We start from the raw sequence: 12,076 nt of genomic DNA, 5'->3' as shown, positions 1-12,076 counted from the left end.
CCAGCCAAGGACTTCCTCATGACCGACATCCTCATGCGCATCGGCGGCGAACGCCGTCCGGCCGAAGGCGGCGCCGTCTTCGAGCGCCGCAACCCGCTCGATGGCGCCGTCGCCACGCGCGCCCCCGCCGCCACCGCGCGCGATGCCGTCGCCGCGGTCGAGGCCGCGCAACGAGCGTTCGGCGCCTGGTCGCAGACCGGCCCCGGCGAGCGCCGCGCGCTGCTGCTGAAGGCCGCGCAGGCGATCGAGGCGCGCCACGACGACTTCGTGCAGGCGATGGCGCGCGAGACCGGCGCCTCGGCGCTGTGGGCCGGCTTCAACGTGCACCTCGCGGCCGGGCTGCTGACCGAGGCGGCCGCGCTCACCACCCAGATCGGCGGCGAGGTGATTCCCTCCGACGTGCCCGGCAGCCTCGCGCTGGGCGTGCGCCAGGCGGCCGGCGTGGTGCTCGGCATCGCGCCGTGGAACGCGCCCGTGATCCTCGGCGTGCGCGCGCTCGCCACGCCGCTGGCCTGCGGCAACACGGTGGTGTTCAAGGGCTCGGAGCTGTGCCCGCAGACCCATGCGCTGATCGTCGATGCGCTGCACGACGCCGGCCTGCCGCCGGGCACGGTGAACTTCGTGACCAACGCGCCGGCCGACGCGGCCGAGGTGGTCGACGCGATCGTCGCGCACCCGGCGGTGCGGCGCGTCAACTTCACCGGCTCCACGCGCGTGGGCCGGCTGATCGCGCAGACCTGCGCGCGCCACCTCAAGCCCGCCGTGCTCGAACTCGGCGGCAAGGCGCCCTTCGTGGTGCTCGACGATGCCGACATCGACGCCGCGGTGGATGCCGCGGTGTTCGGCGCCTTCGCCAACTCGGGCCAGATCTGCATGTCGACCGAGCGCATCGTGCTCGACGCGCGCATCGCCGACGAGTTCGTCGCCAGGTTCGCGGCGCGCGCGAAGAGCCTGCCGCTGGGCGACCCGCGCGAGGGCCCGGTGGTGCTGGGCTCGGTGGTCGACATGGCGACCGTGGAGCGCTGCAACGCGCTGATCGACGATGCGCTGGCCCAGGGCGCGGTGCTGGTCTGCGGCGGCCGCGCCGAGAACACGCTGATGCCGGCCACCGTGCTCGACCGCGTGACGCCCGCGATGCGCGTCTACGGCGAGGAGACCTTCGGTCCGCTCAAGGCCATCGTGCGCGTGGCCGATACCGAGGCCGCGATCGTCACCGCCAACGACAACGCCTTCGGCCTCTCGTCGGCCGTGTTCGGCCGCGACATCGCGCGCGCCTGGAACGTGGCGCGTCGCATCGAGGCCGGCATCTGTCACGTCAACGGGCCCACGGTGCACGACGAGGCGCAGATGCCCTTCGGCGGCGTGAAGGCCTCGGGCTACGGCCGCTTCGGCGGCAAGGCCGGCGTGGAGGCCTTCACCGAGCTGCGCTGGCTCACGGTGCAGACCACGCCGCGGCACTACCCGTTCTGAGCCACCGCCCCGGCTTCAGCCGAAGGTGAAGGCATAGGCCTGCGCGCCGGGGTCGAGGAACTCGATCTCGAACAGCCGCTCGCGCGCGCCCTGCTGCTGGCGCACCAGCTGGTAGAGCCGCTGCGCGTCGACCGTGCCCACGCCTTGCGCGTCGGTGTCGAAGCCGTGGTCGGCCAGCGGCGGCTGGCCGTCGATGCGCACGCGGAAGCGCACCGGCTTGCCGTCGGCCGCGGGGCCGAGCACCAGGTGCAGGTCGCGCGCCTGGAAGCGGTAGGCGATGCGCCCGCCCGGGCGCGCGAGCACCGCGCGCTCGGCATCGACCGCCCAGTCGCCCGCCAGCGCCCACTGGTTGATGCGCAGCGCGGCCGGCACTTGGTAGGCATGGGTGCGGCCCGCGACCAGCCCGCCCGGCGAGGCGAAGCCCTCGGCGCGTTCCTGGCCGATGTAGGTCTCGCCCGAGCGCACGGGCTCGGTGCCGGGCGCGGCCTGCGTGCCCAGGCCCTGTGGCGCGACCAGTCCCGCGGCCACGCGCGACGGCCCGGCCTCGGCCAGCAGCTGCTGGATCACCTGCTCCGACTTCGCATACTGGCCCTCGCCGAACAGCTGGTGGCGGATGCGCCCCTGCGCGTCGACGAAGTAGAAGGCCGGCCAGGCCTGGTTGCCGAAGGCGCGCCAGATCGCGTAGTCGCTGTCGACCGCGACCGGGAAGCCGATCTCGAGGTCCTTGACCGCGCGGCGCACGTTGGCCGGGCGCTTCTCGAAGGCGAACTCGGGCGTGTGCACGCCCACCACCACGAGGCCGGCGTCCTTGTACTTCTCGGCCCAGGCGCGCAGGTAGGGCAGGGTGCGCAGGCAGTTGATGCAGGAGTAGGTCCAGAAGTCGACCAGCACCACCTTGCCGCGCAGCGCCTCGGGCGTGAGCGGCGGCGAGTTGATCCATTCGGTGGCGCCGGCCAGCGCGGGGAACGGGCCCTGGTCGCGCAGGGGGCGCGGCGTGAAGGCGGGCGCGGGCGCTTCGGCGCTGGTCAGCATCAGGCCGCCGCGGTCCTGGCGCGCGGACTGCGGCACGGCGGGCTTCGGCGGGCCGAGGCGGTCGAGCAGCGCCTGTTCGAGCGCGTTGGTGCCGCCGCCCGAGAGCTGGCTCAGCAGGCCGGTGTCCAGGCCGAGCGCGATCGCGCCCACGCCCGCGAGCACCGCGGCGCCGGCCGCGCGACGCAGCCATTCGCCGGTGCGCAGCGAGGCCTTCATGCGCGCGAACACGCGGTGGCCGAACAGCAGCGCGCCCGCCAGCGAGGTGCAGGCACCGGCCGCGTAGGCCAGCAGCAGCAGCGAGGTGCCGACGCTGGCGCCGTTGAGCGCGGCGCCGGTCAGGATCAGGCCCAGGATCGGCCCCGCGCAGGGTGCCCACAGCAGGCCCGTGCCCACGCCCAGCAACAGCGGCGAGAACACCGAGCCACCGGTGGGCGCATCGGCCAGCCGCAAGCCGAGCGCCACCAGCGGTCGGCTCAGCCGGTCGGCCAGCGCGGGCAGCAGCAGCGTGAGGCCGAACAGCGCGAGCAGCGCGATCGCCGCGTAGCGCCCCCACTCGTTGAGCGCCACCACCCAGCCGCCGCCCACGGCCGCGAGGGTGGCGACGGCCGCGAAGGCCAGCGCCATGCCCGCGAGCATCGGCAGGCCGTGCGAGCGGAACGGGCGGTCGGCGCGCGCGAACACGAAGGGCAGCACCGGCAGGATGCAGGGGCTCAGGATGGTGAGCACCCCGCCGAGGTAGGCAACGATGAGAACGAGCATGGTGGCGCTCCTGGTTGGGTCGTGGATGAATCGATGGGAAGGGGCGTGCGCATCCCGCGCGGCCTCGCGTCGCGCGGCCGCCGTCGGGTGTCGCCGGGGTGGGTCGTGTGCGCTCAGTCGCCCGGCGCGGGGCGCGTGCCCAGCAGCAGGCTGGCCTCGAGCCCGCCCTCGGGCCGGTTGGCCAGCCGCAGCTGCGCGCCCATCGCGGTCGCGAGCTGCTGCGCGATCGCGAGGCCCAGGCCGGTGCCGCCGGTGTCGCGGTTGCGCGAGCTCTCGACGCGGTAGAAGGGCTTGAGCACCGCGTCGAGCTCGTCGGCCGGGATGCCCGGGCCGTTGTCGACCACCGCGATGCGCAGCTGGCCGCCCGCGGCCTCGGGCTGCACGCGCACGCTGACCTCGGTGCCGAACTTGAGCGCGTTGTCGATCAGGTTGGCGAGGATGCGGCGCAGCGCGTTGGGCCGGGTCACGATCGGCGTGCCGGCGCGGCCCTCGAGCCGCACCGGCTGGCCGGCGTCCTCGTAGTCGGCCAGCATGCTCTGCACCAGCGCATCGGCATCCACGCGCAGCGGCGGCTCGGTCGCGCCGTGTAGCGTGCGCGCATAGGTCACGCCCTCGCGCACCAGCGACTTCATCGCGTCGAGGTCCTGGCGGAACTTGTCGCGGTCGGGCGTGGCGTCCATCAGCTCGGTGCGCAGCCGCATGCGCGTGATCGGCGTCTGCAGGTCGTGCGAGATCGCGGCCAGGATCTCGACGCGCTCCGACATGTAGCCCGAGATGCGCTGCTGCATCGCGTTGAAGGCGCGCGCGGCATGGGCCACCTCGCTCGGGCCGTGCTCGTCGAGCGGCCGGCCCTTGAGGTCGGGCCCGAGCTCGTCGGCCGCGCTCGCCAGCTGCGCCAGCGGCCGCGTGACCAGCCGCACCGCAGCCCAGGCGCACAGCGCCAGCACCAGCAGCTGGATCGCCATGCCCCACATCAGCCAGGGCGACATCGGCATGTCGACCCGGCGCGCATGCACGATCAGCGCCGAGCCGTCGTGCAGCCGCACCTGGATCTCCAGGCCGCCGACGGGGTTGCCCACCTCGCCGATCTTCACGATCTCGAACGGCCGCATCGCGTCCATGATGGCCTCGCCGAACTGGCGCAGCGAGGCCGAGGCCGGCGTGCCGCCACCGGCCTCGCCGCCGAGCGTGAAGTGGTAGTTGCGCCGCTCCAGCCGCGCCAGCCAGTCCGCGCGCTCGCCGGCCGGCAGGCGGTCGAGCAGTGCCACCGAGCTCGCGATGTCGCGCTCGATGCCGATCATCATCAGCTCGCGCATCGCGAGGCCGCGCTCGTAGTTGATCGCGCCGAAGGTCAGGGCCTGCGCGATCGCGAGGCCGACCACGATGATCAGCGTGACGCGCGCGAACAGCGAGCGCGGGACCAGCCGACGCAGCCCGCGGCGGACGGGGGCGGCCTGGCTGGCGGCGGGGCTGGCGGGGGTGGACATGAACGCCTTTATAGACGGGTGGACGAAGGCGCCGGCATTGGCCGGCGCGCCGCGGCTCAGACCAGGCGCAGCGTCACGTCGATGTTGCCGCGCGTGGCCTTCGAGTACGGGCAGGTCTGGTGCGCCGCGTCGACCAGGCCCTGGGCCACCTCGCGGTCCAGGCCCGGGATGCTCACGTCGAGCCGGGCCTGCAGGAAGTAGCCGCCGGTGCCGGTGCCGAGGTCGACCTCGGCGCTCACGCTCAGGTCGGCCGGCAGCGCGATCTTCTGCTTGGCGGCGGCCAGGCCCATCGCGCCGATGAAGCAGGCCGACCAGCCGGCCGCGAACAGCTGCTCGGGATTGGTGCCCTGGCCGGCGGAGCCGGGCGAGGACAGCTGGATGTCGAGCCGGCCGTCGCTGCTGCGCGCGCTGCCGTCGCGGCCGCCGGAGGTGGTGTGGGTCTTGCCGGTGTAGAGGACCTTGTCGATCTGGCTCATGGTGGTTCCTTGGATGGATGAAGAAGGGGTTGTTCGTCGAACGGAACGGATTCTTGGGCCGCGGCCACCCCCGCGGCGCGCCTTGCGTATGCCTGTGTATCCGCGCGAAAAACGCACACAGTACGTTTCACGTCCGCGGGTGCGGCCAGCCGCCAGTGCAACGGTATGTGGCGCTTCGCCGCGCCGGATACTTGGGCATACAAAAGCCGCTCTCGCGCACCGGCCGGCGGCTACATTGCGCTGCACGACAACCCAGAGACCGCGCCATGAACACCAGGCCCTCCGACCACATCCTCATCGTCGACGACGACCGGGAGATCCGCGAACTGCTGAGCACCTACCTGGTGAAGAACGGCCTGCGCGTGGTGGCGGTGCCGACCGGGCGCCACATGCGCGCGGCGCTCGAGGACTCGGGACCCTTCGACCTGATCATCCTCGACCTGATGCTGCCGGGCGAGGACGGCCTGACCCTGTGCCGCGACCTGCGCACCGGCAAGTACAAGGCCACGCCGATCCTGATGCTGACCGCGCGCAGCGAGGAGGCCGACCGCATCCTGGGCCTGGAGATGGGCGCCGACGACTACCTGGCCAAGCCCTTCTCGGCGCGCGAGCTGCTCGCGCGCATCCGCTCGGTGATGCGCCGCACCCGCATGCTGCCGCCCAACATGGGCTCGGCCGAGGCCGCGCGCAAGCTGGTGTTCGGCGAATGGCAGGTCGACACGGTGGAGCGCCACCTGCTCGACGAGAGCGGCACCATGGTCGCGCTCAGCGGCGCCGAGTACCGGCTGCTGCGCGTGTTCCTCGACCATCCGCAGAAGGTGCTGAGCCGCGACCAGCTGCTGAGCCTGACCCAGGGCCGCGAGGCCGAGCTGTTCGAGCGCTCGATCGACCTGCTGGTGAGCCGGCTGCGCCAGCGCCTGCGCGACGATGCGCGCGAGCCGCGCTACCTGAAGACGGTGCGCAGCGAGGGCTACGTGCTGGCCGCGGCGGTCGAGGCGCGCGACTAGGCGCCTTTTCGCTTCGAAGGACCCGTCGCCGAACGGGTCGAGATGCATTGGCAGTTCGTCGGCTGGCGGACTTCGTGCGCGAAGCCGCCCGCGAGGAACAGCAGGGCGAACCAGAGCTTCTTCATCTCAGGACGCCGGTGCGGGTTCGGCCAGCAGCGCCTGGATCTTCTTCTCGGTGGTGCCGTAGCTGCCCTCGCCGAAGTGCGAATAGACGATGCGGCCCTGCTTGTCGATCAGGTAGACGGCCGGCCAGTACTGGTTGCGGAAGGCTTTCCAGGTGCCATAGCCGTTGTCCTGCGCCACCGCGTGGCGGATCTGCAGGCGCTGGATCGCGTCCTTCACGTTCTGCGTCGACTTCTCGTAGGCGAACTCGGGCGTGTGCACGCCGACCACGACCAGCCCCTGGTCCTTGTACTTCGCGTCCCAGTCCTTGACGTAGGGCAGGTGGTTCAGGCAGTTGATGCAGGTGTAGGTCCAGAAGTCGACCAGCACCACCTTGCCGCGCAGCGCCGCCATGTCCAGCGGCGGCGAGTTGAGCCAGGTGTCGATGTGGGTGAAGGCCGGCGCGGGCGCGGCCTGCGCGGCGGGGATGTCGCCGCCGCCGGGCGGCGCGGCGAGGGTGACGAAAGCCACCGAGGCGGCAATGGCGGCGGCGATGGCGAGCGGTGCGGCGGGGATGCGCATGGCGGTTCCTTCGGGTGAGAAAGAGGCGGTGGAAGAATCGATGCGGCGATTCTTCGACGCCCGCCGCCGCTGCCGCGCGTGCTGCGTATGCCTGTGTATCCGTGGGGCGCAAGCCGCACAGTACGTTGCACGCTGCTAGCTGTTGAGCGTGAACCCCGTCTGCTTCACCACCGCCTGCCAGCGCGCGATCTCGTCGTTCAGGTGCTTCGCGAAGGCCTGGCTGCCGCGCGGCATCGGGTCGATGAAGGCATCGGCCAGCCGGGCCTTGACCTCGGGCAGGTCGAGCACCTTAGCGAGCGCGGCGTTCAGGCGCTGCTGCACGTCGGCGGGCGTCTTCGCGGGCACCATGAGGCCGTACCAGACGCTGCCGACGATGCCGGGCGCGCTCTCCGCGAAGGTCTGCACCTGCGGCAGCTTGGGATCGCGCGCCGTGCTCGCGATGGCGAGCACCTTGAGCCGCTTGGCCTCGATGTGCGGCATGCAGGCCGGCACCGAGTTGATCACCATCGGCACCTGGCCGCCGATGGCATCGGTCAGCGCCAGCGCGCCGCCCTTGTAGGGCACGTGCACCAGCTCCATCCCGGTCTTGAGCTTGAGCAGCTCGTAGAGCAGGTGCGGCGCCGAGCCCTGGCCCGGCGTGCCGACGCCGTACTGGCGCACCTGCTCGCGCGGCAGCGCCAGCAGTTCCTTGAGCGAGTTGGCGGGGAGCGACGGATGCGCCACCAGCAGCTGCGGCGAGGAGCCGATCAGCGTGAGCGGCGCGAAGTCCTTGGTCGAATCGAAGGGCAGCCGCGGCTGCACCGCCGCGTTGGTGGCGTGCGCGGCATCGGCGATCAGCAGCGTGTAGCCATCGGCCGCGCTCTTGGCCACGGCGTCGGTGCCGATCATGGCGGAGGCGCCGGCCTTGTTGTCGACGATGACGTTCCAGCCGCTGGACTCGGTCAGCTTCTGCGCCACCAGGCGCCCGACCACGTCGGAGCCGCCACCGGGCGCATAGGGCACGACCAAGCGGATCGGGCGGCTCGGGTAGTCATTGGCGAAGGCGGGGCGGCCGAGCGACAGGGCCGCGGCCGAGAGGGAGGTGGCGACGAAGTCGCGGCGAGACAGGGTGGGCATGGTGGATCTCCTGGAAGGGGGCGGCTCAGCGGAGCAGGGTGTCGGCGGCACGGCGGAAGCCGGCGATGGCGGCGTCGACGGCGGCGGTGTCGATGTGGCGGTGCGTCACGAGGCGCAGCCGGTGGCCGCCCCAGGCGCGCACCAGCACGCCGTGCTCGCGCAACGCGCGCGTCCACGCCTCGCTGTCGGGGCCGTGCGCGGGCAGGTCGGCGAGCACGATGTTGGTGGCGGGCGTGTTGGTGCGCAGCGCGCCGGGTCGGATGTCGGCGAGACCCTCGGCCAGCCGGCGCGCCTGGCGGTGGTCGTCGGCGAGCCGGCCGGCCATGGTCTCGATCGCCTCGAGCCCCGCGGCCGCGACCACGCCGATCTGGCGTTGCGTGCCGCCGAGCATCTTGCGCAGCCGGCGCGCGCGTTCGATCGTCGCGGCGGTGCCGACCAGCACCGCGCCGGCCGGCGCGCTCAGGCCCTTCGAGAGGCAGACGGCCACGCTGTCGGCGAAGCAGGCGATGGCGGCGGGCGCCACGTCGAGCGCGACCGCCGCGTTGAAAAGCCGCGCGCCGTCGAGGTGCACGCGCGCGCCCGCGCGCCGCGCGGCCTCCATCACCGCGCGCATGTGCTCGAGCGGCGGCACGGCACCGCCCGCGTTCGCGTGCGAGGTCTCCATGCCGACGAGTTCGGTGCGCAGGCCGCCGGGGCGGCGCAGGGTGCGTTCCAGCTCGTCGAGGTCCATGGCGCCGGCCGTGCCCGCGATGCCGAGGTAGGCCAGGCCCGCGAGCGTGGCGCCGCCGCGCTCGGTCAGGAACATGTGGGCCGTGGCCTCGAGCAGCACCTGGCCCTGGCGCTCGGTCTGCGCGAGCACGGCCAGCAGGTTGCCCATGGTGGCCGTGGGCACGTAGAGGCCGGCCTCCTTGCCGAGCGTGCGCGCCACCAGCGCCTCGAGTTCGCGCGCGGTCGGGTCGCCGTCGAGGCCGTCGTCGCCCAGCGGCGCGTTGCGCATGCGTTCGTACATTGCGGGCGTGGGCCGCGTCACGGTGTCGCTGCGCAGGTCTACGCCGGGAGGATCGGAGGGTGCGGTCGCTTCGGTGCCAGTCATGGCGGCGAGTATTCGCGCGCCGCCCGGATACGCAAAATTCCTTGTAGAGGGTGCGTCATACAATTTTGATATGACGACCCGCCGCATGACGCTCAAGCACATCGAGGCCTTCCGCATCGTCATGCAGACGGGCTCGATGACCGAGGCCGCGCGCCGGCTCCACACCTCGCAGCCCCAGGTCAGCCGGCTGGTGTCGCAGCTCGAGGCCATCGTCGGCTTCCTGCTGTTCGAGCGCCGCGGCACGCGCCTTCTGCCCTCGCTCGACGGCAAGCGTTTCTTCCAGGACGTGGAGAAGGCCTTCGTCGGGCTCGAGGGCCTGGAGGGCGCGGCCTCGAACATCCGCTCCTTCGGCGGCGACCGGCTCGCGGTGGCCGCCATGCCGCGGATCGCGGGCGGGCTGCTGAGCAAGGCCGTCGCGCAGTTCAAGGCCGAGCATCCCGAGACCCTGCTCACCATCCACTCGGGCGCCGCCGCCACCGTCAACACCTGGGTCAGCTCGGGCCTGTGCGAGCTCGGCCTGGCCATCCTCTACGGCGACGACGTGCCGGGCATGCAGGTCCAGACCCTGCTGACCATGGACTGCGTGGCCGTGCTGCCGATCGGGCACCGGCTCGCGAAGCGCAAGCAGGTCGCGGCGGCCGACCTCGAGGGCGAGGCCTTCGTCTCGTTCCCGCTCGGCAGCGCGCCGCGCGAACGCATCGACCGCGTACTGGCGGCCGCGGGCGCCCGCACGCGCACGGTGCTGGAGTCGGACCTCGGTGCCTCGGTCTGCGCGCTGGTCGCCGCGGGCCTGGGCGTCAGCGTGCTCAACCCGCTGGCGGCGCTCGAGGAGCGGCGCAACCTCGAGCTCGCGGTGCGCGCCTTCGTGCCCGCGATCCCGGTGCGGCTCGCGCTGCTGCTGCCGCCCGATGCGACGGATTCGCGGCTGGTGAGCGCCTTCGCGGACCAGGTGCGCACGGTGATCGCGTCGGACCTCGAGGTGATCCGACCGTACCGGCGCTGAGGCCGCCGGCTACACCAGCTCGGCGTTGGCCGAGATGCGCTGGATCGCCTGCGGCGGCTGCCCGAAGGCGCGCAGGAACGCCTGTCGCATGCGCTCGCGGTCGCCGAACCCGGTTTCGCGCGCGATCACCTCGATCGGATGGCGGCTGGTTTCCATCATCAGGCGCGCGGCCTCCACGCGCAGCCGCTCGATCGCCTTGGCCGGTGGCTGGCCGGTTTCCTCGCGGAACACGCGGCTGAACTGGCGCGGGCTCAGGTGCGCCGCGTTGGCCAGCACCTCCACCGACAGGTCGGCGGCGAGGTTCTCCCTGGCGTAGGCCAGGGCCGTCTGCACGCGATCGGACTTGGCGTCGAGCTCGAGCAGGGTCGAGAACTGCGACTGGCCGCCGCCCCGGCGCTGGTAGATGACCAGCTTGCGCGCGATCGTCAGCGCCAGCTTGCGGCCGAGGTCTTTCTCGATCACCGCGAGCGCGAGATCGAGGCCCGCGCTCATGCCGGCCGAGGTCCAGACCGGCCCGTCGATGACGAAGATGCGGTCTTCCTCCATCTGCACGCGCGGAAAGCGCTCCCTGAAGGCGCGCGCATGCAGCCAGTGGGTGGTGGCCTTGCGGCCGTCGAGCAGCCCGGCCTCGGCCAGCACGAAGGCGCCGGTGCAGATCGAGGCCATGCGGCGCGAGCGGGCGGCCGACGTCCGGACGCGCTCGATCAGGCTGCGCGGCGGCAGGCGGCATTCGTTGTCGCCCGCCACGATCAGGGTGTCGAACACGCGCTCGCCCCAGGCCTCGGTCTGCACCGCGAAGCCCTGCGACGAGGCCACCGCGCCGCCGGGTTCGGACACCACGGCGAAGTCATAGGCCGCCGAGCCGTTCATCAGGTTGGCGTATTCGAAGGCCGTGGCCACGGCCAGGGCCAGGGACTGGAAGCCGGGGTAGACGAGCAATCCGACGCTGTGCATTTCGCGCTCCTTGGGTGACCTGAAACCTTGCATGCCGTGCAAGCGCGCCATTCTGCGGCGCTTTGCCGGGCGCCGCCGGGCTGTGTCCTAAAACCTTGCATCTACGACATTGAGGAAATACAGCGTCATTTTTACGATGACCCTCAGGCGCCGGCAGCCCGTCGGCCCGCTCTCTTCCAAGGTGAATTTCATGACCTCTTCCACGGCCTCCCCAGGCACCGCGCTCATCACGGGCGCTTCCACCGGCATCGGCGCCATCTACGCCGACCGCCTGGCCCGGCGCGGCCACGACCTGATCCTGGTGGCCCGCAACGGCGAGCGGCTGCGCGCGCTGGCCGACGAACTGCGCGCCGCCACCGGCCGACGGATCACGACCCTCGTCGCCGACCTGACCGACCCGGCGGCGCGCTCGCGCGTCGAAGAGGTGCTGCGCACCGACGAGTCCCTCACGATGCTCGTCAACAACGCCGGCATCGGCTCGGTCGCATCCATCCTCGCGGACGACGCCGACACCATGGAACACATGATCGCGCTCAACGTCACGGCGCTCACGCGCCTGAGCTACGCCGTGGCGCCCGCGTTCGTGCGGCGCAAGGCCGGCACGATCGTCAACATCGCCTCGGTGGTCGGCGTCGCGGTCGAGATGCTCAACGGCGTCTACAGCGCGTCCAAGTCCTATGTGATCGGTTTCGGCCACACGCTGCAGCGCGACCTGGGCGACAAGGGCGTGCGCATCCAGACCGTGATGCCGGGCGCCACGGCCACCGAGTTCTGGGACGTCGCGGGCTATGCGCCGCAGAAGGAATCGGCCAGCACCATGTCGGCCGCGGACCTGGTGGACGCCGCGCTGGCGGGCCTCGACGCGGGCGAGCGCGTGACCATTCCGGGCCTGCACGAGGGCGAGCGGTGGACGCAGTGGGAAGCCGATCGCCGTGCGCTGGCGCCGAAGTTCGCCAACGCCGTGCCGGCCGCGCGCTATGGTCTGGCGCGCTGAG

General features: G+C 72.2%; 11 protein-coding genes. 4 read left to right on the top strand and 7 right to left on the bottom strand.

Annotated features, from left to right (window positions below):
- Positions 1 to 18 precede the first annotated feature (18 nt).
- On the top strand, positions 19 to 1,470 hold the full coding sequence (locus BM109_RS30070) for an aldehyde dehydrogenase (protein WP_093351174.1): 1,452 nt from the start codon (positions 19 to 21) through the stop codon (positions 1,468 to 1,470).
- 15 nt (positions 1,471 to 1,485) lie between these two features.
- On the opposite strand, the gene BM109_RS30065 is transcribed toward BM109_RS30070, so the two are convergent.
- From BM109_RS30065 to BM109_RS30055, 3 genes are all read right to left on the bottom strand, one after another.
- Complete coding sequence (locus BM109_RS30065) at positions 1,486 to 3,261, bottom strand: cytochrome c biogenesis protein DipZ (protein ID WP_093351172.1); 1,776 nt, start codon at positions 3,259 to 3,261, stop codon at positions 1,486 to 1,488.
- Between the two features lie 113 nt (positions 3,262 to 3,374).
- The gene (locus tag BM109_RS30060) at positions 3,375 to 4,748 is read right to left on the bottom strand and encodes an ATP-binding protein (RefSeq protein ID WP_093351169.1); all 1,374 of its coding nucleotides are present in this window, start codon (positions 4,746 to 4,748) and stop codon (positions 3,375 to 3,377) included.
- 56 nt (positions 4,749 to 4,804) lie between these two features.
- Complete coding sequence (locus BM109_RS30055; protein ID WP_093351167.1) at positions 4,805 to 5,224, bottom strand: organic hydroperoxide resistance protein; 420 nt, start codon at positions 5,222 to 5,224, stop codon at positions 4,805 to 4,807.
- A 266-nt stretch (positions 5,225 to 5,490) separates the two neighbouring features.
- Here BM109_RS30055 and BM109_RS30050 point away from each other — a divergent pair, with 266 nt between their 5' ends.
- Positions 5,491 to 6,231, top strand: coding sequence for a response regulator (locus tag BM109_RS30050; protein WP_057597879.1), 741 nt, complete (start codon positions 5,491 to 5,493; stop codon positions 6,229 to 6,231).
- Positions 6,232 to 6,357: 126 nt separating this feature from the next.
- Here BM109_RS30050 and BM109_RS30045 read toward each other — a convergent pair whose 3' ends face one another.
- From BM109_RS30045 to BM109_RS30035, 3 genes are all read right to left on the bottom strand, one after another.
- Entirely contained in the window at positions 6,358 to 6,915 is a 558-nt protein-coding gene (locus tag BM109_RS30045; RefSeq protein ID WP_093351164.1) for a thioredoxin family protein, read from the bottom strand.
- Positions 6,916 to 7,050: 135 nt separating this feature from the next.
- Complete coding sequence (locus tag BM109_RS30040) at positions 7,051 to 8,031, bottom strand: tripartite tricarboxylate transporter substrate binding protein (RefSeq protein WP_093351162.1); 981 nt, start codon at positions 8,029 to 8,031, stop codon at positions 7,051 to 7,053.
- Positions 8,032 to 8,056: 25 nt separating this feature from the next.
- Positions 8,057 to 9,124, bottom strand: coding sequence for a GntG family PLP-dependent aldolase (locus tag BM109_RS30035; protein ID WP_093351159.1), 1,068 nt, complete (start codon positions 9,122 to 9,124; stop codon positions 8,057 to 8,059).
- Between the two features lie 70 nt (positions 9,125 to 9,194).
- Between BM109_RS30035 and BM109_RS30030 the strand changes: the two genes are divergently transcribed.
- The gene (locus BM109_RS30030) at positions 9,195 to 10,127 is read left to right on the top strand and encodes a LysR substrate-binding domain-containing protein (RefSeq protein ID WP_256222868.1); all 933 of its coding nucleotides are present in this window, start codon (positions 9,195 to 9,197) and stop codon (positions 10,125 to 10,127) included.
- A gap of 9 nt (positions 10,128 to 10,136) precedes the next feature.
- On the opposite strand, the gene BM109_RS30025 is transcribed toward BM109_RS30030, so the two are convergent.
- Complete coding sequence (locus BM109_RS30025) at positions 10,137 to 11,081, bottom strand: GlxA family transcriptional regulator (RefSeq protein WP_093351157.1); 945 nt, start codon at positions 11,079 to 11,081, stop codon at positions 10,137 to 10,139.
- A 190-nt stretch (positions 11,082 to 11,271) separates the two neighbouring features.
- Between BM109_RS30025 and BM109_RS30020 the strand changes: the two genes are divergently transcribed.
- Positions 11,272 to 12,075, top strand: a complete 804-nt coding sequence (locus tag BM109_RS30020; protein ID WP_093351657.1) for an SDR family NAD(P)-dependent oxidoreductase — start codon at positions 11,272 to 11,274, stop codon at positions 12,073 to 12,075.
- Position 12,076: the final 1 nt, after the last annotated feature.

It is taken from the genome of Variovorax sp. PDC80, assembly GCF_900115375.1.
Lineage (GTDB): Bacteria > Pseudomonadota > Gammaproteobacteria > Burkholderiales > Burkholderiaceae_C > Variovorax.
The sequence above is the reverse complement of the archived record's forward strand: the minus strand, read 5'-3'. Positions and strand labels throughout refer to the sequence as shown.